This window comes from Lysinibacillus sp. FJAT-14745 (assembly GCF_001275675.1).
Classification (GTDB): domain Bacteria; phylum Bacillota; class Bacilli; order Bacillales_A; family Planococcaceae; genus Lysinibacillus.
Genome location: NZ_LITM01000009.1, coordinates 364848 through 389205 on the forward strand (window position 1 = coordinate 364848; position 24358 = coordinate 389205).

The following is a 24358-nucleotide window of genomic DNA, read 5'->3' on the forward strand; positions in this document are numbered from 1 at the left end:
TTCTTAGTCTCCTTTCGCAGAGTAATCACGTTTACGTGGTGGAATTAATGAAACGTCGACTTCTTGGTACGTGATGATTGGGTTACCAGTAGTTGGGTCAAACTTCGCCATTGTTGTTTTTAAGAAGTTCTCATCGTCACGGTTCGGGAAATCTGGCTTATAGTGAGCACCGCGAGATTCGTTACGTAGTAATGCACCTTTTGTCATTACTTTCGCTAGGTAAATCATATTTTTCAACTGACGCGTAAAGTGAGCACCTTGGTTACTCCATTTTTGAGTATCGTTGATGTTAATGTTTTCCCAACGTTTTTGGAATTCATCAAGTTTATTCAATGTATCTTGAAGTTGGTCGTTGTAACGTACTACTGTCATAGTAGCTGTCATCATTTCACCAAGCTCTTTATGAAGCAAGTAAGCGTTTTCTGTGCCGTCCATTTTCATGACAGCATCCCACTTAGCTTGTTCTTCTTTAACGCGAGCATCGAATATTTCTTGAGGAAGATCTTCAGCATGCTTTTTAAGATGTTTAACATAATTTACTGCGTTTGGTCCAGCAACCATACCGCCATAGATAGCAGATAATAATGAGTTCGCACCAAGACGGTTTGCACCATGTTGAGAATAATCACATTCACCTGCTGCAAATAGACCAGGAATTTCAGTCATTTGGTTGTAGTCAACCCATAATCCACCCATTGAGTAGTGAACTGCTGGGAAAATTTTCATTGGTAATTTACGTGGATCATCACCTACGAATTTTTCGTAGATTTCAATAATACCACCTAGTTTTACATCTAATTCATGTGGATCTTTATGAGAAAGATCTAGGTATACCATGTTTTCGCCGTTGATACCAAGTTTTTGGTTTACACAAACGTCGAAAATTTCACGTGTTGCAATATCACGTGGTACTAAGTTACCATATGCAGGATACTTTTCTTCTAGGAAGTACCAAGGTTTACCGTCTTTATAAGTCCAAATACGGCCACCTTCACCACGAGCTGACTCTGACATTAGACGGTTTTTGTCATCTCCAGGAATCGCTGTTGGGTGAATTTGGATGAACTCACCATTCGCGTATGAGGCACCTTGTTGGTAAACGATAGAAGCAGCAGAACCTGTATTAATAACAGAGTTTGTTGTTTTACCGAAGATAATACCAGGGCCACCAGTCGCCATAATAACAGCATCTGCACGGAATGATTTGATTTCTTCTGTACGCATATCTTGCGCTACGATACCACGACAAACGCCGTCAGGATCGACTACTGCACCAAGGAATTCCCAGTGCTCATATTTGTTCACTAAACCAGCTACTTCGTGAGAGCGAACTTGCTCGTCTAGTGCGTATAGTAATTGCTGACCAGTTGTTGCACCAGAGAAAGCTGTACGGTGCATTAAAGTACCACCGAAACGACGGAAGTCAAGAAGACCTTCTGGTGTACGGTTGAACATTACACCCATACGGTCCATTAAGTGAATAATACCAGGGGCTGCATCACACATACCCTTAACAGGTGGTTGGTTCGCTAAGAAGTCCCCACCATAAACTGTATCATCAAAGTGAATCCAAGGAGAATCCCCTTCACCTTTTGTATTTACCGCACCATTAATTCCGCCCTGCGCACATACAGAGTGTGAGCGTTTTACAGGAACTAATGAGAATAAATCAACTTCTGTACCAACTTCAGCTGCTTTAATCGTTGCCATCAGACCAGCTAGACCGCCGCCGACAACAATTATTTTGCTTTTCGCCATGATTATTTCTCACTCCTCTTAAAAAATTGCAATGATTGCATGTACTCTATAGTAGCTTCTATTAAATTAAACGAAAGATAATATAGCAGCCACACCAACTACACTTAGAATTACGAAAATAATGTTTGTTACATAAGTAGCAATCTTTTGAGACTGAGGAGATTGTGTAATACCCCAGCTTACTAGGAATGCCCATAAACCGTTAGATAAGTGGAAAGTTGCTGATATAATACCAACAATGTAGAATCCAAGCATGAATGGATTAGAAACGATATCTGCGATCATATTGAATTCAACATCTGCACCTAACGCTTTTTGGATACGCGTTTCGAAAATATGCCATGCAATGAAAATCACTAAGAATACACCAGTGAAACGTTGTAATGAGAACATCCAGTTACGGTATGTACTGAAACGCCCTGTGTTTGGTGAAGCAGTGAATGCAATGAAGACACCATAGAATGCGTGGAACAGTAATGGGATATAAATAACTACCCATTCAATTACTAACAGAAGATTGTGTGGAATTAAATCCATCTTACCTACTGCGTTATTGTAAGCTTGTTCACCACCAACAGCAGTGAAGTTCATTGACAAGTGGAACATCAGAAACAGACCTACTGGAATCACACCAAGTAGAGAATGTAAGCGACGCCATAAAAACTCTCGATCTTTCGACAAGACTGTTACCTCCCTTAGTACTTAAAATAGCACAACAAAAGAAGTCATCATTTTGTAACTGATACTTCATTGACTGTGTATTTCATCATGGTACAATATTATGACATGTTTATTGTACTCTCAAGAGCTACGAGCGTCAAGGTAACTTGGAGTTTTTCATACCCCTTATTAAAGAAACAATCTAGTACGTGATGCGCCGTTTTTTCTCGAAAAATCTATCTTTACTTTATTAGTGTCAAATTTTAAGAAAATTCTAAGAAAGAAGGATTTCAATGTTAAACACTTCATCTCCCACAATCTCAGCATTTGGCTATGAGATAATTCGCGATTATATTTTATCTTCCATTCTTGGTAAACATGAAGATGATGTCCTTTACTGGGCAGGAAAAGATCTAGCTCGGAAGTTCCCATGTAAAAGCCAAGACGAACTTATCGCATTTTTCGCAGATGCCTGTTGGGGTAATTTAGAGCTTATGAAAGAATCGAAGGATGGGCGCCTATTTCAGTTGACAAATGATCCAGAACTGTTACAAATCGGTCTTCGTAGCTTTAGACTTGAAGCAGGATTTATAGCTGAACAAATCCAGCAAACTAAAGGTTATTTAACAGAATGCTATGATGAAAAACATGAAAAGCAACAGAATGTTACATTTACAGTAAGATGGGACGTCAAAGAAAGAATCATGAACACCGTTCCTACAGAATAAACCGAAAAGGATTGTCATCCGAAATTTATCGATGGCAATCCTTTTTATGTATGCTAAATATATATGATTAATTGCGTGAAGACTAGATGCCCAAGGAAAGCAACCTGACGGAACAAAAATCAACCCCTCGTTATGATCACGAATCATTTTTATATTTATAGTTGTGCATGTCTTTCTTTTAAGAGCACATCTATTAACGAAATAAATGCCTCCAAAATATTAAGTGAGTGTTGAATCATTTCCTCTAAGTTACTAATTGACAGTTCATTCACTAATTTTTGTGCGGCCAAATGCACTAATTCATGGGGTTGTTCTATATGACGATATTCTGGTAAATTCTGATATTCCTCAAAATGTCCATAATACCATTTTCCAAACATACATTGATGATGCGTTTTTATAGTTTCTTTATGGCCAGCTTTTTGAATAGCATTTCGTAAAAAGCTAGCATGATCCATTAACCTCGCTGCCAATTGGCTAACTACCGTTTGCTCTGTTGGCTTTCCAATTGTCGGTGCAATAGCTTTTAACATTTCAGATACTTGATTTTGTATGATATTCGAGAAGTCACTAGTATGTGATAATTCTGTCGTTGTTTCAGCTAAACGACCTACTGCTATTACATTTTCTTCTGAAGCAGCTGTTATTTGATGAATGCCCTGTGCTGCTTCTTCAATATTTTTACTTGTTACAGTCAGGTTAGCAATATTGCCCTTCATGATAGTTAAAAAATCAGTTAAATAATGTTCGACTTGTTTGATATTTGTTATTGTATTATATAATTTCTTATCAATGACTGATTGAATCTTCGTCATTTCTTGCAATGAACCTTTCGAGCTGTTGGCTAACTTCCCTACTTCCATCGCGACAACATTAAAGCCCTTTCCATGTTCACCAGCACGTGCGGCTTCAATAGAGGCATTTAAGGATAGTAATTGTGTTTGATCGGCAATCCCGGTTACCCCTTTACCGATATCATCCATCTTAGCCATTTCATCATTCAATTGCTCTGTTGAATGAGCTCCTTTAGCCAACAACTCCTGAACCTTTTCACCTTTTGAAATGGACGATTCCATTTCCTCTACAAGTAATAATGAATGCTGTTTTATTTCTTGAATGTTTGCATTAACATTTTGCTCAACCACAAGCATCTCTTCTGTATTTGACGACATTTCTTCACTCATTGCTGAAATATCCCCTACACTCATTGAAACATTTTGAACCTTTAAAGCCGTTTGAAAATTAATGAGCTCCATATGCGCTAGTACAAAGTCTAAAATCGCATTTTTCACATCAATGCTTTCCTGCTCAAGCTCCAATTCCAGAATTCGCTTTTTTAATATTTGTATCTCTAAATCGTTGTCTCTCTCAACGCTATTATCCATTGGTTTTTGAAATAAACCGAATAATACCATACAAACTCCCGCCTTCCCATTGGTAAAAATATCACTTTTTATTATATAACAATAAAATTGGATAAAGTATTAAATTGATGTAAACAAAAAAAGATGTGCCTTTTACTGACACATCCTCTTCAAAATTATATGTAAAGCGCCTGTTCTAAGTTAAATTCATCATGTAATGCATTTGCTGCACGAATCATTTCGTCTTGAGGAACAACGACAGACACTTTTATTTCAGAAGTACTGACCATTTTCACAGGGATACCTTCACGACGTAGACGATCAAACATTCGGGCAGCCACCCCTGGATTAGATGCCATTCCTGAGCCAATAATAGAGACTTTTGCTAAGCCGATTTCAAAATCAGCAAAACTAAACCCTAATGATAATTTACTATCTTCTAGGACACGTAATGCTTCAGCGAACTCCTCTTTTAAAATGGTAAATGATACAGTTGGCTTTAAGCCATCAATGATTGCTTGTACGATTATATCGACGTTTATGCGATTTTCTGCAAGTATTGTGAACATATCTGCTAATGAAGCATTGGAATAAGCATCATAACCAACTGTTAAGCGAATAACGTCTGACTCATAGGCAACACCACGTACAATTAAATTTTTCTCCATTTCAACTTCCTCCTTCAATAAAGTACCTACTGTATCTATTTCGCTCGACCGAATGATAACTGGGATTTGAAACTTCTTTGCTAACTCTAAAGCTCGTGGGTGTAAAATTTGTGATCCTAAGTTTGATAGCCCTAGCATTTCATCGTAGGAAATTTCTTTTAACTTTTGTGCCCCAGCAACATGACTTGGATCAGCTGTATAGACTCCATCCACATTCGTGTAAATATCTACCCGCTCCGCCTTCAATTTTGCTGCAATAGCTATAGCAGACGTTTCCGCCCCACCTTTACCTAACGTCGTAATATTCCGTAAATTATCAATACCCTGTTCCCCAGCAACGACTACGATTTTTCCCTGTACAAAATGCTCTTCTATTCGACTAGCATTTATCTCATCAATACGGGCATTGCTATACATAGCATCGGTTTCAATACCTGCCTGCCAACCTGTTAATGACACTGCATCGTACCCTTCCTCCTGTAAAGCAATTGCCACTAATGTACTTGTCAGTTGTGAGCTTGTTGAAAATAGTGCGTCTAGTTCACGCTTAGAAGCGTTGTCTGATAGATCACGGGCCATCTTTGCTAATTCTTTAGCCATACCCCTCATAGCTGTAGTGACAACGACAACATCAAAACCCCTTTCCTTTTCTGCAATCGCCTTTTTCGCAACATTTTGAATGTGCTCTGTTGATGCTAATGTAGCACCACCAAATTTCATCACAATTCTCGCCATCTTTATCATTCTCCTTCGTATTCAATCATTTCGCAGATCTTTTGTGGCTCTTCACCAAAGTAACGCTAAAAGCAAATAGCGCTCTTGAAATAATACGGTTGGCATCACCTCTTAGGTAAGAGTAACTACCTTAAAAAATTGTCTCTAGAAAGCAAAAAAGGCAGCTCTCACATAACGTGAAAGCTGCCTATAACATGTACAATAAAAGTAACTTGCGCATGTGTGATAGCTCTCCGAAACGATTAGAATCGACAGTCTTACATCTCTTAAATGTAAAACCAGCACAGCATCGGAAACAACGATGCTCCACTTCGGCAAGCTTCCCTTTCATACATTTTCCCTGGACTTGTTCGTCCTCGAACATACTACTCTTGAACCTTGCACCTCTATCATCACTAAATAGTGAAAGTATTTAATTAAACCTTAGTGAAGAAATTTCCAATTTAAATTTAATAAGTAGAAACTACCGAAAAACTAAGGTACGGTATATAACATTGCTATATTGAAAGGCAATGTTATATACAACCTTAGCATACGTCTAATCCTTTGACAATGTATCTTGTTGAAAATCAATTTCGCCTTGGCGTAATTGTAGCTGTCGCTTCGCTTTCGCACAGAAAACATTTGTTGCTGTCGCTTTGCTTTCGCACAGAAAACATTTGTTGCTGTCGCTTTGCTTTCGCTACAGATAATTTGCCACAGAACTTGGGGTTCTTAGCCTGAGTTCCTCTATTTCAACAGCTATTTGGAAAAGAAACTCCATCTTCATTTATCTCACCACCTTCAGAGGTGGGAGTCTTCCGCTGAATGAAAATAAGCATGAATATTGCTAGCTAGATTAGCAGGCATTCCAGCTTCTTGTAATGCCTGCATACTTGCCTCACGAATTTTTTTAACAGAGCCAAAATGCTTAAGTAATTGCTGTTTTCGCTTTGGACCAATGCCTTCTATATGATCGAGAACAGATTGTATAGCATGCTTTTCGTGCTGCTGTCGTAAGAAGGTAATAGCAAAGCGGTGTACTTCGTCCTGAATTCGTTGCAGTAAGTAGAATCCATCGCTTGTGCGCTTTAAAGCAATGACTTCAGGTGGATCACCAAATAGAAGCTGTGACGTATTATGCTTTTCATCTTTTGCTAATCCGGCAATTGGAATGACAAGGCCGAGCTCATCTTCTAACACTTCTCGTGCGACTTCCATTTGTCCCTTCCCACCATCTATTAGTACTAAATCCGGTAAAGGTAGACCATCTTTTAATACGCGTGTGTATCGACGACGAATTACTTCCTGCATCGCCCCGTAATCATCGTGCTTGGCGGCTGTACGTGTTTTGTACTTTCGATACTCCTTCTTTGCGGGTTTTCCATCGATAAATACAACCATTGCAGATACCGCATCTGCCCCATGCATATGACTATTGTCGAAAGCTTCAATCCGTAAAGGCGCAGAAATGCTCATAGCTTCACCAAGCGCCTCACATGCTCCTATAGTGCGTTCTTCCTGACGTTCAATAAGTTGGAACTTCGCTGCTACAGCGATTTCTGCATTTTTTGTCGCTAATTCAACTAGCTCTTTTTTTTGCCCACGTTTTGGTGTCAGTACCTTAACTTCTAGTAATTCCGTTAAAATTTCTGCATCAATAGATTGTGGGATAAAAATCTCCTTAGGCTTGATGTGCTCTAGCTTGTCGTAAAATCGTCCAACGAACGTTAAAAATTCCTCTTCTGCCTCTTGATAAATTGGGAAAATCGAGACATCTCGCTCAATGAGCTTTCCTTGACGAACAAAGAAAACTTGAACACACATCCAGCCCTTCTCGACTGCATAGCCAAATACATCGCGGTTCGTTGTATCACTTGAGACGATTTTTTGCTTTTGCATGACTGTATCGATATGTGCAATTTGATCACGAAATTCCTTTGCACGCTCAAACTCTAAATTTTCTGCGGCCGCTAGCATTTTTACCTCTAGCTCCTTTTTCACTTCCTCAACCCCACCATTTAAAAATTTTGTCATATCCTCAATCATATCGTGGTAAATTTCAGCTTCAATATCCTTCACACAAGGGGCTAGACATTGTCCCATATGATAATACAAACAAACCTTGGTAGGGAGTTGTACACATTTTCGCAAAGGATATAAACGATCTAGCAGCTTTTTCGTCTCACTTGCTGCATACGCATTCGGGTATGGACCAAAATATTTTGCCTTATCTTTTTTCACTTTTCGTGTTGTAATAAGACGTGGGTGTTTTTCATTTGTAATTTTTAGATATGGATACGTTTTATCATCCGTCAGCATAATATTGTACTTCGGGTCATGTAGTTTTATAAGATTAAGCTCTAAAATTAAAGCTTCAATATTGGAGGATGTCACAATGTACTCAAAGTCTTCTATTTCGCTTACAAGTCTCTGTGTTTTCCCTTCATGCGTACCAGTAAAATACGAGCGTACTCGATTTTTCAGCACTTTTGCTTTCCCGACATAAATAATGGTTCCTTGTCGATCTTTCATCAAATAGCAGCCAGGCTGATCTGGTAAAATTTCAAGCTTTCGTTTAATTAAATCATTCATCGCCTACCTGCCCCCCTTTTACTTAATACAGCGTTCATCCCCTAAATACAACTATACATACCGTAAATTGTCTCCTATTTCTAAGGATAACGTTTTGCTTCTTTCTATATTATATAACGAAAAAAAGCCAAGCACATCATATTGATGGCTTGACTCTTTTTTTCTTACAGAATCAATTATGCCTCGGCATAATTGCGTCCGGAATCGGCTTTGTGCTTGCACAAAGAACTCCTTTCCGATTCTGTGACATCCGCCGGAGGCTTTAGGCCAACACGAAGTTGGTCACTCAGTCATTGCCACAGGACGTGGCGTTCTTAGACTGAGTTCCTCTATTTCAGCGGGTGTTTGGACACCCCTAAAAAGAAGCTTAAATTCGCATTCATCTCACCAACTATAGAGGTGAGAGACTTCGCTGAAAGAAGTTAAGCATGTTTTGCGATAAATGCTTCTAACGCTTCTTTTGGTTGGAAACCAACAGTTTTGTCTACTAATTCACCATCTTTGAATAATAGTAATGACGGGATAGACATAATTTGGTATTGCGCTGCAGTACCTTGGTTGTTATCTACATCTACTTTTACAATTTTAGCTGCACTACCTGCAGCGTCCATTTCTTCAAGAACTGGTCCAATCATTTTACAAGGTCCGCACCAAGCAGCCCAGAAGTCTACTAGTACTAATCCTTCTTTAATATCATCTTGGAAAGTTGCATCTGTTGCATGTACAATTGCCATTTGAAATCCTCCTTAAACTTACTATGTTTGTAGTATAGCATGGATAAATTCTCTTGAGCGAACAATCTGCCTAGTATGCAAAATTTATGAAAAATAAGGTCGAAAAAGGCATTAAGTTGATTTGTCATTTCACTTAATTTTCATGAAACCGACCTTTATAGACATAAGTTAACGTAATAAAGAGATAAATAGCTAATGTAATACCTGTTACGATAATAGATGTTGTAAAAATAATACCAATAAGGATTGCACTTAACGCAATTATAGCGATCCAAGTTGTATAAGGGAACCATTTAACTGCATAAGCACTTGTTTTTTCCGGGTGTATTTTACGCGATTTCAAATGTGCAACCGCAATAATTAGCCAAATAAATAACACGGTATATCCAAGTGAACCCATTAGAAAATCAAAGGTTTTGCTTCCCGCAAATAAAGAAAATATTACAGCCATATATAAAGCTAACGTACACATTAATATGGCATATACCGGAACTTTTCTTTTTGATAAATGGGCAAAGATTTTAGGAACACGTCCGTCCACAGCTTGTGTATACAGAACACGTGATGAACCATAAAGTCCTGAGTTCATTGATGAAATAATAGCAAGTAAAACAACAGCGTTCATAATATGGTCAGCACCAGGAATACCAATCATTTTAAAGACCATCACAAACGGACTTTCTGACACCCCGTTCACTTCATTCCAAGGAATCAAACTAACGATAATAAAGAAAGGAATTAAATAAAAAGTTACTATACGTACTAATGTACTACGAACAGCTTTTGGCACTACTTTCTCTGGGTTTTTCGTTTCAGCTAATGTAATACCAATAATTTCAGTACCACCATAAGAGTAAATAACTACAAGCATTGCAGCAATCAATCCCATTGATCCGTTCGGGAAGAAACCACCATGCTCCGTTAAATTAGAAAAACCAACAGCTGTATGATTACCAAAAGTAACAAGCAATAAAATTAATCCGGCTATGATGAACACCACAATAACGGTAATTTTAATTAATGCTAGCCAATATTCAGTTTCAGCAAAAACTTTCACTGATAACAAGTTAATGGCTGTAACTAACACCGAAACAGATAATGCAAGTATCCAAATTGGATAATCCGGCAACCAATATTGAATAAAAATTGCCGCAACTATAGATTCCGCCGCAATATTTAACACCCACATTTTCCAATAGATCCAATCTAGAAAATAAGCTGGATACTTCCCTAAAACAGCTTGCACTAAATCTCTAAATGTTCTCGCTTCGCTATTGCGGACTGCCATTTCTGCTAAACCTTGCATAACAAATAATAGAATAATCCCACCAATTAAGTACGCAATAAGTACTGAAGGTCCTGCCATATCAATGGCTGTACTGCTTCCTTTAAATAACCCTGCACCAATGGCACCACCTAAAGCCATCATCGTAATATGCCTTGAGGTCATCGTTCTCTTTAATTTCTGATTGTCATTTTCCATTTCCTTACCTCCTAAAATCAACAAATGCGCTAAAGCGCTCGTTTACATCCGACAAGCGCTGGACTGCCCGAAGCAAAAAGTAAGTGCTCCTCCACTTTAGCCCGAGGGATCGAAGGACCTCGAGGACGTAGCGCTTTAGCCTAGACGAAAACAAAAATGGCATATCGTCTGTTCCTTCATTATCAAATGAAAGAAGAGACGATATGCCATAAGCAAACCGCGGTACCACTCTAATTGGTTCTTTAAGAACCCTGCTTAAAAACCTAGTAACGAAGGTTAACCGTCCAACAAATAGAATATTCTGCAAATTCCATTTATCTTACCGCTCCTAGGCAAGTTCAAAGTCTTATTGGACTGCGTCGCACCAACCCGCAGCTCTCTTCACCAAATAATGAGCTTTTACTACTCCTAATCTTTGCGTTTTTTAAAGATTTAAATATAAATCAATTATGCCTCGGCATAATTACATCCGGAATCGGCTTTGTGTTCACACAAAGAACTCCTTACCGATTCTGTGACATCCGCCGGAGACTTTAGGCCAACAGGATGTTGGTCACTCAGTCGTTGCCACAGGACGTGGCGTTTTTAGACTAAGTTCCTCTATTTCAGCGGATGTTTTTTGTACCGAAAGCGTAGCAACAGGTACAGATGTATGATTCGCTGAAAGAAGTTAAATTAATATTCATCACTATACGTTCTAAAATTAATTATGTCAACATTTTATTTTGCGATAACTTTAAAAAATCAAAAAATTCAACAAAAAAAGCAGGGAAGATACATCCTCCCTGCGACAAATATCATTAATTAGGCATTCACTTTTAACGCTTTAAATTCTTCGATTAGAAGAGGCACTACCTCAAATAAATCACCTACGATACCATAGTCCGCAACTTTGAAAATATTTGCTTCTGGATCTTTATTAATCGCAACGATTATTTTTGAGTTTGACATACCCGCTAAGTGCTGAATTGCTCCAGAAATACCAGCTGCAATGTAAAGGTCTGGTGTTACTACCTTACCTGTTTGACCAATTTGAAGTGAGTAATCACAATACTCAGCATCACATGCACCACGTGAAGCACCAACTGCACCACCAAGTAAATCCGCTAGCTCTTTTAATGGTTCAAAGCCTTCCTCTGATTTCACGCCACGACCACCTGCTACAACTACTTTTGCCTCAGAAAGATCGACACCCTCTGAAGATTTACGGACAACCTCTTTAATGATTGTACGAAGGTTTGTAATATCTACAGTAAGAGAAGTGATGTCACCTGATTTTCCGGCTACTTTTTCTAATGGTGCAATATTATTTGGACGAACTGAAGCTAAAACTAAGCCGTCTTTTACTTTCACTTTTTCAAAAGCTTTACCAGAGTAAATTGGACGGACGAATACAACATCATCGCCAGCACCTTCAATTGACGTTACATCAGATACAAGACCTGCTTGTAATTTACTTGCAATTTTTGGCGATAAATCTTTACCGTTTGCAGTATGACCAAATACGATACCAGTTGGTTTTTCTTGCTCAATTACTGCTAATAAAGCTTGACCATAGCCATCAGATGTATATTGTTTTAAATGTGGATGTTCCACCGTTACAACACGATCAGCACCATATTCAAATAATGGGCCAGTTAAGTTTTCTACGGCATCCCCTAAAAGAACACCAACAACCTCACCACCATCTGCGATTTGCTTTGCAGCTGCAATTGCTTCGAAAGAAACATTACGTAAGCTTCCTTCACGAACTTCACCTAATACTAATACTTTTTTTGTCATAGTATATTCCCTCCGTTACCCTTTAAGATTCGATTTGTGTCATCAGATGACTTAGACTACTTTCGCCTCTGTATGAAGTAGGTTTACTAGCTCTTTTACTTGAGCAGAAAGTTCGCCTTCAAGAACACGCCCTGCTGCCTTTTGAGCTGGTAAGAAAATATCAACTGTTTCTACCTTAACCTCTACATCATCTTCATCGATATCTAGATCATCTAACTCAAGTTCTGCAAGCGGTTTCTTCTTCGCTTTCATGATACCTGGTAAAGATGGATAACGTGGCTCGTTTAAACCTTGCTGAGCTGTTACTAAAAGTGGTAAAGCTGTCTCGATAACTTCTGAGTCACCTTCAATATCGCGTACAATTTTCGCAGATGTTCCGTCAATTTCAAGTTTTGTAATTGTCGTTACATAGTTAATACCTAGTAAATCTGCAACACGAGGTCCTACTTGACCAGAGCCTCCGTCAATTGCAACGTTTCCTGTTAAAATTAAATCAGCGTCTTTATCTTTTAAATATTCAGCTAAAATATATGCTGCTGCATTTTGATCCAGTTCATCTAGATCGTCTTCTGTATTAATAAGGACCGCTTCATCTGCGCCCATCGCAAGAGCTGTGCGTAATTGCTTCTCTGTATCTTCGCCACCAATTGAAACAACTGTTACTTTACCACCAGCAGCGTCACGTACTTGGATTGCCTCTTCAATGGCATATTCATCATAAGGATTGATGATGAATTCTGCGCCATCCTCTTGGATTTTACCACCCGACACAACGATTTTTTCTTCTGTATCAAACGTACGTTTAATTAATGCAAAAATATTCATATATCCATACCTCCTGCAACGTTTTTTATTTCTAAGTAAACTTATAAATATTATATATTTTCAGCGTCGATAACGTCGATAACACTCTTTCAAGTCGCTATCGACACTGATGGAATATTATTTACCAGTAAACACAGGCTCACGTTTTTCAATAAATGCTTGAATTCCCTCTTTTGCATCTTCCGAAACGAATACTGTGCCAAAGGATTTTGCTTCTGCCTCAATACCTTCATAGAATGAAGCATGCTTAGCATATTGCAATGATTGAATAGCTGCTTTTAAAGCAACTGGGCTCTTCTTCGCAATTTTCTTCGCAACCTTCAGCGTTTCTTCTAATAATGCTTCATCAGTAAATGCACGATTCGCTAAACCCCATTGTACAGCTTCTGTACCAGAAATCGGCTCACTTGTAAACATCATTTCTGCAGCTTTTGCAACCCCTACATATCGTGGTAGACGTTGTGTACCCCCGAAACCTGGAATAAGACCTAATTGTAATTCAGGTAGTCCTAATTTCGCAGATTCTGTTACAAAGCGCAGATGACAACTCATCGCTAGTTCAAGGCCCCCACCTAATGCAGCACCATGAATTGCAGCAATAATAGGTTTAGAGAACGATTCAACTCGCTCAAAAACTTGTTGACCATTGTTCGCTAGCTTTGAAAATTCATCACCAGAATCAACCTCTGTAAATTCTTTAATGTCTGCACCTGCTGAGAAGAAACGACCTTCACCATGAAGTACGAGGACACGTACTGTGTCATCATTTTCTACGGCATCTAGCACAGCATCTACTTCGGCAATGATTCCACGAGATAATGCGTTTGCTGGCGGGCGTGCAATTGTAATAATCGCTACTCCATCCTCTGCTTTCCAACTTAGAAATTCCATTTCTCCACATCCTTTTAAGCTTTAATGCCGTTCAGGATTAACGCCTGAACTTTTGGAACCTGTTCTATCAAATCATATCGATAGTCATTCATGACCCACGACGTAATGGTTTCGTCAATTGTTCCAAATACCATTTGACGTGCCAAGCGTACATCCATCGTTTGATTGAACTCACCTGATAGCATACCTTCAATTAAAATTTGATCAAGTAATTGTAAATACTCTCTTAACACCGAATTGATTTTCAGTCGTAAATCTTTATTCGATTGTCGTAGTTCTAATTGTGTGACGGTTGCTAGGTTTCGATCTGTCGCTAGAACATTAAAATGATTATCTATCATTCGTGAAAGTTTGTCCTTAGACGTACTTCCATTTTCTATTATATCTTGTAATGACTCTACAAAAACAGCCATTTTTTCATTAAAGACAGAAATTAATATATCTTCTTTATTTTTAAAATATAAATAGATTGTTCCATCGGCCACCCCTGCCTGTTTAGCAATCTTCGATACCTGTGCTTGGTGATACCCATTTTCTGCAATAACGATGACAGCTGCATCAATAATTTGCTTATATTTTGGCTTATCACGTTTCACTTTTATATCACCACCTAAAAAAACTTGCATACGTCTACACTCATGCCTGATTAAAGATTCTAATCTTTTTCTACATGAAGTCATCCCTTCAATACTGATATATTGTTAAGGATGTGACGTGGTAACCTAAAAAAAATATGAAAATATGAATGGTCATTCATTCATATTTTCATATTATAATTTACATCTTTGCTTGTCAATACTTTATCACGTATTTATTTTGCTTCTTTATTCACCAATTTTGTTTTTTCTTCATCAACTAATGCGCGACGCAAAATTTTTCCAACAGCTGTTTTCGGTAGCTCATCTCTAAACTCATAATAGCGAGGAACTTTGAAAGCAGCTAAGTTTTGACGGCAATATTTATTTAATTCGTCTTCTGTAATCGAATATCCTTCTTTTAACACAATATAAGCTTTTACTGTTTCTCCTCGATACGGGTCAGGTATACCCGCAACTACACATTCTTGGATTTCCTCGCGCTCATATAGTACTTCCTCTACCTCACGAGGGTAAATATTAAAACCACCAGCGATAATAATATCTTTTTTACGGTCAACTACATAGAAATAGCCTTCCTCATCCATATAGCCAAGATCGCCTGTTAAAAACCAGCCATCTACGAACGCTGCTGCTGTATCCTCAGGGCGATTCCAATAGCCTTTCATAACCTGCGGGCCCTTTACAGCTATTTCACCAACCTCACCGGCTGGAAGCGCCTCTGCATCCCCTGTACGTAAAATTATTGAATCCGTATTTGGCCAAGGTAAACCAATCGAGCCCCTGACACGCTTACCCCAAATAGGTGATGAATGTGTGATAGGAGAAGTTTCTGTTAATCCATATCCTTCGACAAGTTTTCCCCCTGTTACCACTTCAAATTTATCCTGCACCTCTACTGGCAATGAAGAGGATCCACTTAAGCATGCTGTTATGGACGATAAGTCGTACTTTGCAATATCCGGGTGATTTAATAAACCAATATATAAAGTTGGTGCACCTGGAAATAGTGTCGGTTTTTGTTTTTCAATCGTTTTCAACGTTGTCTCTGCATCGAACTTTGGTAATAATACCATCTTATTTTGCGTGAATACGGATAATAAGATAACAGCCGTCATACCATAAACATGGAAGAATGGCAGTATGCCCATAATGGTTTCCTTACCATGTACACATTTATACATCCATGCATCACACATTGTTGTATTAGCAATTAAGTTTTTATGGGTCAGCATCACACCCTTAGGGAAGCCAGTCGTTCCACCTGTATATTGAAGCAGTGCTATGTCCTCTTCAAAATCAAATGGAATATCAATCGCTTTGATGGGCGCAGAGCGCATAATTTCTGTAAATAAATGATTTTGACCACTATGTTCAACCTTTACACTAAAACCGTATTGCTTTTTTTGAATATAGGGATAAACCAAATTTTTAGGAAATGGTAAATAATCTTTAATAGCCGTGACAATTACATTTTCAAGTGCAGTTTCTTTTAAGATTTTCATAACACGTGGATACAAAATATCCATCAATAAAATAACTTTCGCACCTGAATCAGCCATTTGATATTGAAGTTCACGCTCAGTATAAAGTGGATTTGTTTGCACGACAATCGCTCCAGCATACATTGCCCCATAGTAAGCGATTACACTTTGCGGTGAGTTTGGCAGCATAATCGCTACTCGATCTCCCTTCTCTACTCCAAGGGCTTGTAAATAGTTTGCGAACTTTAGCGCTGACTCATATAGCTCAGCGTACGTCAAATCCTTTCCCATAAAATGAATCGCAACTTTAGATGGATTCTTTTTATAGGCACGTGTCAAAAACTCTTGCACAGGAATTTCCTCAAACGTTAAAGACGATGGTATTTCTTCAGGATAATTTTTTAGCCATGGTTTTGTTGTCATACGTCCTCTCCCCTTTGTCCCAAACTTTGTAAACTCTTATTTTAATTATAATGAAAAAGAAATACTCTTTCAAACACAAAATAGAAAATAATTGTATTTTCGATTAATTATTATGCACTTCACAACATTTATATAACTGCATTTCTCAGGATTTTGGATCGACAGAGCGTATGAATACTCATTCATTCTTTCTTTTTTTCTACACAAGACTGGGTTCATATTTCTATATTCCAAAAATAATTTTTTAATGATAACTTTTTAGATAGATGAAGGAATATTAATAGGTTTTAGTAGTTTTTTATGATGTGGTTGCTGTGAGGATGATATAACTTATGGTTTTTTTCGGGAGTATTATTTATTAATGCGATGACACACTCAGCTGACCGCTTCCTCTCCGGACCTGAGCAGTTCTTCACTCATCTGAGCAGTTTCGAAGCTACTCTCGATATTTAGAAATAAGTACTTATCGCTGTGGCTTTTCTTTCCGCGTTTTTGACGGTTCTATCCACGTTTTGGCTATTCTTTCCGTCGCTCCGGCTCTTCTTTCCGTCGCCCTGGCTCTTTTTTCCGTCGCTCTGGCTCTTCTTTCCGTCGCCACGGCTTCTCTTTCCGTCGCCCCTGCTATTCTTTCCGTCGCTCTGGCTTTCCTTTCCGTCACCCCGGCTTCTTTCCGTCGCCTCAGCTCTTCTTTCCGTCGCCCTGGCTCTTCTTTCCATCGCCCTGGCTCTTCTTTCCATCGCCCTGGCTCTTCTTTCCGTCGCTCTGGCTATTCTTTCCGTCGCCACGGCTTCTTTCCGTCGCTCCTGCTCTTCTTTCCGTCGCCCCGGCTTCTTTCCGTCGCCCTGGCTTTCCTTTCCGTCGCTTCTGGCTTTCCTTTCCATCGCCCTGACTACTTCCGTAGCTAGACACCTGAGCAGCAGTTCTTCTCTTCCCCTATCAATATAAAAAAACGCATCCTCATAAAAGGATGCGTTTTGCTTAAACGGTCATCATATAATAGACACCGACTGCCAAAAATGCGATGCAGACAACGATTAGTATTTTCGCTAATTTTTCCATGTCATTACACTCCTATGCAATACTTGCCCCAATAACAAACGATAGACCAACTGAAATAGTAAATGAAATGAAGCCGACTGAGCGATTATCATTTGCGATTTCTTGATCGACATTAAAACGTGGGGTCATAAATTCAAATAAGAAATACCCCACAATTAGTAATGTAAAACCAAAAAGGCCCCAGCTAATCATTTCACTTAAAGTGCTATGGCGCGCGATGGAAAAGCGAAAAATATTACAGATACCCAGTATTTTCCCACCTGTCGCGAGTGCCACAGCGATATTACCTTTTTTAATTTCTTCCCAATTTTTATACTTCGTAACGACTTCGAATAATGCCATCGAGACGACTAAACATAACACAACAACACTAAAATATCCTGCCGTTTCGATAATTGGATATTTCCAAAAGCTAGAATTCAGCATTTTCTCCGTCCCCTTTACAGCTTATTTCAATTCCACAACCGTTACGCCGAAGCCCCCCTCGCCGACTTCACCAAAACGGAAGGATTTTACACGCTTATGTTTTTTCAAATAGGTTTGAATTCCTTGACGTAATGCACCTGTACCGACACCATGAATAATTGATACACGCCCATAGTTAGCAAGCAAGGCATCATCAATATATTTTTCCGTACGTATAATGGCATCTTCATATCGCTCACCGCGTAAATCTAACTCTAATTTTACATGGCTATCGCGATTTTTCACGCCAGCCATACGTTGCACAGGTTCTTTTTCTGGTTTAATGTACTCCAGATCACTATCCGAGATTTTCATTTTCAAAATACCCATTTGGACAACCCATTCGGAATTGGATACTTTTTCGAGCAATGTACCCCGCTGTCCATAGCTTAACACCTTTACCTCGTCTCCGACAACTAAGTTTTGCGCACGGGCCTTTACTTGTGCCGCTTTTTTCAGCACTTTATTGTTGTCAAGTGGTGTAGCTTCTTCCAGTCGTTTACGTGCTTCGATAAGCTCATGCTCCTTGACAACTTGGTCTGCATTTTTGCGCATTTCTCGAAGCTCTGCAATAATTGTTTCTGCTTCTCTTTTTGCTTCATCAACAATTTTACGAGCCTTTTCTTTCGCTTTTTTATCGAGTGCTTCTTTGCGGTCATCGTAAGCTTGTAGTTTTTCTTGTAGCTCTTTGCGTAGGGCTTCAGACTCTATCATTAATTCATGAGAACGTTCTGCATCATCTTCGGATTGACGACGAGTCTCTTCTAGTGATGCAATCATTGACTCTACCTCATGGCGATCTGTACCTGTAAAGCTTTTCGCACGGTCAATAATCGATTCTGGTAAGCCAAGGCGGCTTGAAATTTCGAATGCATTGGAGCGGCCTGGTACACCGATAAGCAGACGATATGTTGGACTCAATGTCTCAATATCAAACTCAACACTAGCATTAGCAACTCCTGGACGATTATAGCCGTATGCTTTTAGCTCAGGATAGTGCGTCGTTGCCATAACGCGGGCGCCACGACCATGTACTTCATCTAAAATGGAGATGGCCAGAGCTGCCCCTTCCTGAGGATCTGTCCCAGCACCTAATTCATCAAATAGAACGAGTGACTCGTCATCAAACTTTTGTAAGATATCTACTATGTTGACCATATGAGAGGAGAATGTTGACAGTGATTGCTCAATTGACTGTTCATCTCCAATATCTGCAAAAAGTTGCTTGAAAACAGCAAGCTCTGAACCATCAAGTGCAGGCACCGGTAACCCCGCCTGTGCCATTAAAGTACACAGTCCAACTGTTTTTAAAGTGACAGTTTTACCACCAGTGTTTGGTCCTGTAATAACAATTGCCGTAATGTCTTTCCCAAATTCAATATCGTTAGCAACAGCTGTTTCAATTGGTAAAAGTGGATGACGTGCACGCACAAGTCGAATATAGCCATCGTTATTCATTTTAGGCATTGTACATTTGTTCGCTTGACCGTATTTGCCTTTAGCTAAAATGACGTCAATCTCACCTAGTACCTTTACTAAGTTAAATAAATCCGGAGCTACTTCCTCTACCATTGCACTTAAGGCAAGTAAGATACGCTCAATTTCAGCTTGCTCTTTCATTTTTAATCGATGAATTTCATTATTCGCTTGTACAATCGAATCTGGCTCGATAAATAATGTTTGGCCAGAAGATGATTGGTCATGCACAATTCCACCATAGTGATGACGATACTCTTGCTTAACGGGAATAACAAAGCGATCATTACGAATCGTTACAAGTGTATCTGAGAGCATTTTTGAAGCATTGCTCCCACGTATAAGGCTTTCCAGCTTAGAACGTACTTTAGCCTCCTCTGCGCGCAAAGATTGGCGAATTGAACGCAAAGTTTGGCTTGCAGAGTCTAGCACAGAGCCATTGTCATCAATACAGTTATTAATTTCATGCTGCAAGCCTGTCAAAACAGGCATTGCCTCCTTTTTGGCGATGAAATGAGGAATCTCAATCACTTCTTCTGATTCTATATCTTCAATAAAATTGCGAAGAATTCTACTCGCTCGAATCGTACTTGAAACTTCCATTAATTCCATCGCTGAAAGCATGCCACCTATTTGTGCACGCCTTGCAGCTGGTCGTACATCAAAAATCCCACCCATTGGTACATTGCCTTTTACACGTAAAATGGATAGTCCTTCATCCATTTCTTCTAATAATTGTACAACTTTTTCATAGTCTGTCTGTGGTACAAGTTCATCAACCGCTGATTTGCCAATTGAAGAAGTACAGTATGTAGCCACTTGCTGACGTACTTTATCATATTCTAGTGTTTTCAATGCGCGTTCTGCGATCACTGAGAACACCTCCTCAATCTATTTATTTCGTCGAATAAACGCTTCAAATTGTTCTCGCGTCCATGTATTCACAATCATATCCTTTTTCAACCATGCTCTGTTTGCATAGCGTACCCCTATATCCATAAAGCGTAAATGAGCAATATCATGAGCATCCGTATTAATTGCTACCGGCACATCAACTGCCAAAGCCATTTCTAAATGCTCAACACATAAATCAAGACGATATGGATTCGCATTTAACTCTAAAATTTTACCATATTCCTTTGCCCACGCAATTAATTGCCCCATATCTGGATTATAGCCATTACGATCCTCAATAATGCGACCAGTTGGATGTGCAATCATATGAACGTACGGATTTTGCATTGCCGTAAGTAAACGCGCCATAATTTTGTCCTGCGACTGTGTAAAGCTAGAGTGAATAGAGGCAATGACAAAATCTAACTCTCTTAGCACATCATCTTCAAAATCGAGCGAACCATCTGGCAAAATATCCATTTCTGTCCCCGCAAATAAACGGAAATCTGGATGTGCTTCATTAAATGCCTCAATTTCAGCCCGTTGCTTTGTTAAGCGCTCTGGCGTTAGACCATTCGCTACTTTTAAAAATTGTGAATGGTCAGTAATAACACTATATTGATAGCCACGCGCTATCAATGCCTCGCCCATTTCAGCTACAGAGTACGCACCATCAGACCAAGTCGTATGCATATGCAAATCTGCTGTAATATCTTCTAATTTTACTAAACTTTTAATGTCATCCGTTTTATCAAATTCCGTTGTTCCTGTACGCAAGCTAGGCGGGATAAATGGTAGATCAAAATGCGCAAAAAATTCCTCTTCATCCTTAAACGTTAAGACGGTTCCATCCCCCTGCTCTACGCCATATTCACTAATCTTTTCACCACGAGATTTTGCAATTTGGCGCATGCGGACATTGTGATCTTTCGAACCTGTGAAATGATGTAAGGCCGTTGCATATTCAGCATCCCTCACTAATCGAAAATCAACACTTACAGGCTCCGCTAGATCTAAAATAACTGAAATCTTTGTATCACCAGCGGCTACTACTTCTTGTACAGAAAGCTCATTTAGTAGCTTTTCGCGTACAGCTTCAACTGCTTCCGTAACAACAATAAAATCAATATCTTTACTTGTTTCTGCTGCACGGCGGAAGCTTCCCGCAACAGAAAAACGTTCCACTTCTTCCATACTATCTAGAAGAGCTTCAATTTGTAAAACAACTGGCTCTAGCTGCCAAATCGGTAAACGTTCTGAACGATTTGCTAAATTTGCAAGTTCCTTTAAAATTTTTTCTTCGGTTTTTGCCGCAAAGCCTGCCAGCTCACGAACTTTACCTGCCTCACAAGCATCCTTTAAACTTTCCGCAGAATCAATCCCTAACTCTTGATGCAGCTTAGCTATTTTTTTACCACCTAAGCCTGGAAGTTTTAATAACGGGAGCAATCCTTTTGGTACAATTTCTTCTAACTCTTTTAATAAGCTTGATTCACCATTTGTCATTAAATCCTCAATAACAGCAGCCGTACCTTTACCTATACCTTTAAGCTTTGTGACATCCTCCATCTCACTTAATGAGCGCTCGTCCCCTTCAAGTGCAGCGGCAGCTTTTCGAAAGGCAGACACTTTGAATGGATTTTCCCCTTGTAATTCCATATACAATGCAATTTTTTCAAATGTGCGAATAATTGTTTTTTTGTTCATTTGGAATTCCTCCTATCGTAAAAACACTTCCCTCAAAACCGAGAGAAGTGCACAGTTTGCTATTGCATATAAATATACCACCAGTTTTGGAACATACTTGTAATTATTGGGGTATGCTCCAAAATGAGACCACTTAACAACGATTTCGACATTAAACTTTGGATAAAATCAACTGGCAATAAAGCAAGGATGTACAGCAAAATAAACATAATTAAATAGTTTTCAATCATGCCTAACAATGCTCCAAGCCAACGATTCACTGTACCTAACACAGGTAAATACGCTATAAAATCAAAAATCGATGCCACAATTTGCAATGTAATTTTTACCGCAAAGAAAATAACAGCAAAGGCAATGACACGGTAAAAAGTTCGGTCTAAATCCAGGCTATCAATGACTACCCCCAGACTACCTGAATCCGTTACCCCTGGATACGGTACCCAAAACACAAATTTTTGTGCCAATGGTTTATAATAGATATACGCAACAATTAGGGCCACTATAAAACTAACGATATGCATCATCTGTACAATGAAACCACGTTTTGCTCCAACGATGAGACCAGCTAATAGTACCGCTAATATGATTAAATCTAACATTCACTTCAACCCTTTAATTTTTTCAATTCTTCTTCTAGTTGCTCTATTTGTCCTTTTAATAGTAAATAATCGTGAACGGTATTTACTGCTGTAAGAACGGCAAGCTTTGTGCTATCAAGTGAGGGATTATGTACATTCATTTCGCGCATACGGTCATCAACAATCGAAGCGACAAGTCGCATATGTCCAATGGATTCAGAGCCGACCATTTTATATGTATGACCGTATATTTCCACAGAAATTTTATTCTTTTCTTGATTTTCCATAGTCGCACCCTCCTTTATAATTTTTGTGCTCACGATTTTTTTTTGATTGTGAGCAGCATACACAAAAAAGCTATTTATTATCATACCACGAAAGGTATAAAATTGTGAACAACGAGGACAGAAAGGAACGAGTAAATGTCAAATATTGTACTTTCCATATCAACAAATAAACAAAAAGAGGTAATGTCTTTCTATGCGAATCATTTTGTAGAACGTAAAGCTCCAGGTGTAATCTTTGCCGCAAAGCTTCCAGATACAGCAATCACGATGTACAAATCAGGTAAATTAATGTTCCAAGGGGGAGGTGCTGAGCGAGAAGCTTCACGCTGGGGAAACATAGAAGTTACAAATACACAAAAATCATCGTCGATAGGAGCAAAGGGTGACGTTCTACCAGAAGGTTTTGCAACGATGTCGGTGCTAGGCTCAGATGAAACGGGGACTGGCGATTATTTCGGTCCAATAACAGTTGCAGCCGTATACGTCCCTTCCTCAAAAATCGCGCTTATAAACGAACTTGGTGTCAAGGACTCAAAAATGCTAACGGATGATTACATGCGGAAAATAGCGCCAGATTTACGTGCAGCTTGCGTCCATAGTGTGCTTGTACTACGCAACGAAAAATATAACGAATTACAAGCACGAGGCTACTCTCAAGGTAAGATGAAAGCTATGATGCACAATCGGGCACTTAAAAATGCTCTGTCAAAAATGGCACCCGAAAAACCTGAACATATATTGATTGATCAGTTTGCGGAACGCGGCGTCTATTACAATTACTTAAAAAATGAACGAGATATTGTTCGAGAGGATGTACTATTTTCTACGAAGGCCGAGCAATTACATGTTTCAGTAGCAACTGCATCGATATTAGCTCGTGCTGCATTTTTAAAAGAAATGGACCGACTGAGTGAGATTGCTGGGATAGAGTTGTTGAAGGGAGCTTCTGCGAAAGTAGATGCGTTAGCAGCACGCATTTGGCGAAAACAAGGTGAGGAATTTTTACGTTCCATTACGAAATGGCATTTTGCGAATACTGAGAAAGCTAAAAAGATGAAATAAAATTGGTCTTATAAACAAAAAAAATTTCGCTATACTCCAGCAGATTACAAGTTACGCAACTTGCTCTCTACTGGAGTTAGCGAAATCCTTTAAGTCAAAAACTTATCATTATTAAAGAATTTTCG

The 24358-nt window shown here is 39.0% G+C and carries 20 protein-coding genes, 1 riboswitch and 1 other annotated feature; of the genes, 2 read left to right on the forward strand and 18 right to left on the reverse strand.

The window, feature by feature from the left end; all coding sequences use genetic code 11:
• Positions 1 to 3 precede the first annotated feature (3 nt).
• Both sdhA and AMS59_RS16975 read right to left on the reverse strand, forming a co-directional pair.
• Positions 4 to 1758 (reverse strand): succinate dehydrogenase flavoprotein subunit, encoded by a 1755-nt coding sequence (gene sdhA, locus AMS59_RS16970; protein WP_053484916.1) that lies wholly within the window; start codon positions 1756 to 1758, stop codon positions 4 to 6.
• A 66-nt stretch (positions 1759 to 1824) separates the two neighbouring features.
• Entirely contained in the window at positions 1825 to 2439 is a 615-nt protein-coding gene (locus tag AMS59_RS16975) for a succinate dehydrogenase cytochrome b558 subunit (RefSeq protein ID WP_053484917.1), read from the reverse strand.
• Between the two features lie 272 nt (positions 2440 to 2711).
• Here AMS59_RS16975 and AMS59_RS16980 point away from each other — a divergent pair, with 272 nt between their 5' ends.
• Positions 2712 to 3146, forward strand: coding sequence for a YslB family protein (locus tag AMS59_RS16980; RefSeq protein ID WP_053484918.1), 435 nt, complete (start codon positions 2712 to 2714; stop codon positions 3144 to 3146).
• A gap of 155 nt (positions 3147 to 3301) precedes the next feature.
• Here AMS59_RS16980 and AMS59_RS16985 read toward each other — a convergent pair whose 3' ends face one another.
• The 16 genes from AMS59_RS16985 to zapA form a co-directional block, all read right to left on the reverse strand.
• The gene (locus AMS59_RS16985) at positions 3302 to 4561 is read right to left on the reverse strand and encodes a methyl-accepting chemotaxis protein (protein WP_053484919.1); all 1260 of its coding nucleotides are present in this window, start codon (positions 4559 to 4561) and stop codon (positions 3302 to 3304) included.
• 125 nt (positions 4562 to 4686) lie between these two features.
• Positions 4687 to 5913, reverse strand: a complete 1227-nt coding sequence (locus tag AMS59_RS16990) for an aspartate kinase (RefSeq protein ID WP_053484920.1) — start codon at positions 5911 to 5913, stop codon at positions 4687 to 4689.
• 218 nt (positions 5914 to 6131) lie between these two features.
• Positions 6132 to 6310: riboswitch (Lysine riboswitch) on the reverse strand.
• 386 nt (positions 6311 to 6696) lie between these two features.
• Positions 6697 to 8487 carry an excinuclease ABC subunit UvrC gene (gene uvrC, locus AMS59_RS16995; protein ID WP_053484921.1) on the reverse strand — a complete coding sequence of 597 codons (1791 nt, stop codon included), beginning with the start codon at positions 8485 to 8487 and terminating at the stop codon, positions 6697 to 6699.
• A 422-nt stretch (positions 8488 to 8909) separates the two neighbouring features.
• The gene (gene trxA / locus AMS59_RS17000; protein ID WP_004226420.1) at positions 8910 to 9221 is read right to left on the reverse strand and encodes a thioredoxin; all 312 of its coding nucleotides are present in this window, start codon (positions 9219 to 9221) and stop codon (positions 8910 to 8912) included.
• Between the two features lie 133 nt (positions 9222 to 9354).
• Positions 9355 to 10704: an amino acid permease gene (locus AMS59_RS17005; protein WP_053484922.1), complete on the reverse strand. Its 1350-nt coding sequence runs from the start codon at positions 10702 to 10704 to the stop codon at positions 9355 to 9357.
• A gap of 191 nt (positions 10705 to 10895) precedes the next feature.
• Positions 10896 to 11129: a binding site (T-box leader), on the reverse strand.
• A gap of 379 nt (positions 11130 to 11508) precedes the next feature.
• Complete coding sequence (locus AMS59_RS17010) at positions 11509 to 12486, reverse strand: electron transfer flavoprotein subunit alpha/FixB family protein (RefSeq protein WP_053484923.1); 978 nt, start codon at positions 12484 to 12486, stop codon at positions 11509 to 11511.
• 51 nt (positions 12487 to 12537) lie between these two features.
• Positions 12538 to 13311: an electron transfer flavoprotein subunit beta/FixA family protein gene (locus tag AMS59_RS17015; protein ID WP_053484924.1), complete on the reverse strand. Its 774-nt coding sequence runs from the start codon at positions 13309 to 13311 to the stop codon at positions 12538 to 12540.
• Between the two features lie 117 nt (positions 13312 to 13428).
• Complete coding sequence (locus AMS59_RS17020; RefSeq protein WP_053484925.1) at positions 13429 to 14202, reverse strand: enoyl-CoA hydratase; 774 nt, start codon at positions 14200 to 14202, stop codon at positions 13429 to 13431.
• 14 nt (positions 14203 to 14216) lie between these two features.
• Complete coding sequence (locus tag AMS59_RS17025) at positions 14217 to 14798, reverse strand: TetR/AcrR family transcriptional regulator (protein ID WP_053485115.1); 582 nt, start codon at positions 14796 to 14798, stop codon at positions 14217 to 14219.
• Positions 14799 to 15013: 215 nt separating this feature from the next.
• Positions 15014 to 16705 (reverse strand): AMP-binding protein, encoded by a 1692-nt coding sequence (locus tag AMS59_RS17030; protein ID WP_053484926.1) that lies wholly within the window; start codon positions 16703 to 16705, stop codon positions 15014 to 15016.
• A gap of 449 nt (positions 16706 to 17154) precedes the next feature.
• A complete protein-coding gene (locus AMS59_RS17035; RefSeq protein ID WP_053484927.1) occupies positions 17155 to 17586 on the reverse strand; it encodes a hypothetical protein in 432 nt (143 codons plus the stop codon).
• 190 nt (positions 17587 to 17776) lie between these two features.
• On the reverse strand, positions 17777 to 18190 hold the full coding sequence (locus AMS59_RS17040) for a DUF350 domain-containing protein (RefSeq protein ID WP_053484928.1): 414 nt from the start codon (positions 18188 to 18190) through the stop codon (positions 17777 to 17779).
• A 21-nt stretch (positions 18191 to 18211) separates the two neighbouring features.
• Positions 18212 to 20578 carry an endonuclease MutS2 gene (locus AMS59_RS17045; protein WP_053484929.1) on the reverse strand — a complete coding sequence of 789 codons (2367 nt, stop codon included), beginning with the start codon at positions 20576 to 20578 and terminating at the stop codon, positions 18212 to 18214.
• A gap of 18 nt (positions 20579 to 20596) precedes the next feature.
• On the reverse strand, positions 20597 to 22306 hold the full coding sequence (gene polX, locus AMS59_RS17050) for a DNA polymerase/3'-5' exonuclease PolX (RefSeq protein ID WP_053484930.1): 1710 nt from the start codon (positions 22304 to 22306) through the stop codon (positions 20597 to 20599).
• A gap of 59 nt (positions 22307 to 22365) precedes the next feature.
• Entirely contained in the window at positions 22366 to 22905 is a 540-nt protein-coding gene (locus AMS59_RS17055) for a CvpA family protein (RefSeq protein WP_053484931.1), read from the reverse strand.
• Between the two features lie 5 nt (positions 22906 to 22910).
• Positions 22911 to 23171 carry a cell division protein ZapA gene (gene zapA, locus AMS59_RS17060; RefSeq protein WP_053484932.1) on the reverse strand — a complete coding sequence of 87 codons (261 nt, stop codon included), beginning with the start codon at positions 23169 to 23171 and terminating at the stop codon, positions 22911 to 22913.
• Between the two features lie 135 nt (positions 23172 to 23306).
• Here zapA and rnhC point away from each other — a divergent pair, with 135 nt between their 5' ends.
• Entirely contained in the window at positions 23307 to 24233 is a 927-nt protein-coding gene (gene rnhC, locus AMS59_RS17065) for a ribonuclease HIII (RefSeq protein ID WP_053484933.1), read from the forward strand.
• Positions 24234 to 24358: the final 125 nt, after the last annotated feature.

Excerpts from the sequence above, each read along its gene's own strand:
- AMS59_RS17055 (WP_053484931.1), bottom strand. The coding sequence starts at position 22,905 with ATGTTAGATTTAATCATATTAGCGGTACTATTAGCTGGTCTCATCGTT.
- uvrC (WP_053484921.1), bottom strand. The coding sequence starts at position 8,487 with ATGAATGATTTAATTAAACGAAAGCTTGAAATTTTACCAGATCAGCCT.
- sdhA (WP_053484916.1), bottom strand. The coding sequence starts at position 1,758 with ATGGCGAAAAGCAAAATAATTGTTGTCGGCGGCGGTCTAGCTGGTCTG.
- trxA (WP_004226420.1), bottom strand. The coding sequence starts at position 9,221 with ATGGCAATTGTACATGCAACAGATGCAACTTTCCAAGATGATATTAAA.
- AMS59_RS17030 (WP_053484926.1), bottom strand. The coding sequence starts at position 16,705 with ATGACAACAAAACCATGGCTAAAAAATTATCCTGAAGAAATACCATCG.
- AMS59_RS16980 (WP_053484918.1), top strand. The coding sequence starts at position 2,712 with ATGTTAAACACTTCATCTCCCACAATCTCAGCATTTGGCTATGAGATA.
- AMS59_RS17005 (WP_053484922.1), bottom strand. The coding sequence starts at position 10,704 with ATGGAAAATGACAATCAGAAATTAAAGAGAACGATGACCTCAAGGCAT.
- polX (WP_053484930.1), bottom strand. The coding sequence starts at position 22,306 with ATGAACAAAAAAACAATTATTCGCACATTTGAAAAAATTGCATTGTAT.
- AMS59_RS16985 (WP_053484919.1), bottom strand. The coding sequence starts at position 4,561 with ATGGTATTATTCGGTTTATTTCAAAAACCAATGGATAATAGCGTTGAG.
- AMS59_RS16990 (WP_053484920.1), bottom strand. The coding sequence starts at position 5,913 with ATGGCGAGAATTGTGATGAAATTTGGTGGTGCTACATTAGCATCAACA.
- AMS59_RS17020 (WP_053484925.1), bottom strand. The coding sequence starts at position 14,202 with ATGGAATTTCTAAGTTGGAAAGCAGAGGATGGAGTAGCGATTATTACA.
- AMS59_RS17035 (WP_053484927.1), bottom strand. The coding sequence starts at position 17,586 with ATGGAAAGGAAAGCCAGAAGCGACGGAAAGGAAAGCCAGGGCGACGGA.
- zapA (WP_053484932.1), bottom strand. The coding sequence starts at position 23,171 with ATGGAAAATCAAGAAAAGAATAAAATTTCTGTGGAAATATACGGTCAT.
- AMS59_RS17010 (WP_053484923.1), bottom strand. The coding sequence starts at position 12,486 with ATGACAAAAAAAGTATTAGTATTAGGTGAAGTTCGTGAAGGAAGCTTA.
- AMS59_RS17015 (WP_053484924.1), bottom strand. The coding sequence starts at position 13,311 with ATGAATATTTTTGCATTAATTAAACGTACGTTTGATACAGAAGAAAAA.
- rnhC (WP_053484933.1), top strand. The coding sequence starts at position 23,307 with ATGTCAAATATTGTACTTTCCATATCAACAAATAAACAAAAAGAGGTA.
- AMS59_RS17040 (WP_053484928.1), bottom strand. The coding sequence starts at position 18,190 with ATGCTGAATTCTAGCTTTTGGAAATATCCAATTATCGAAACGGCAGGA.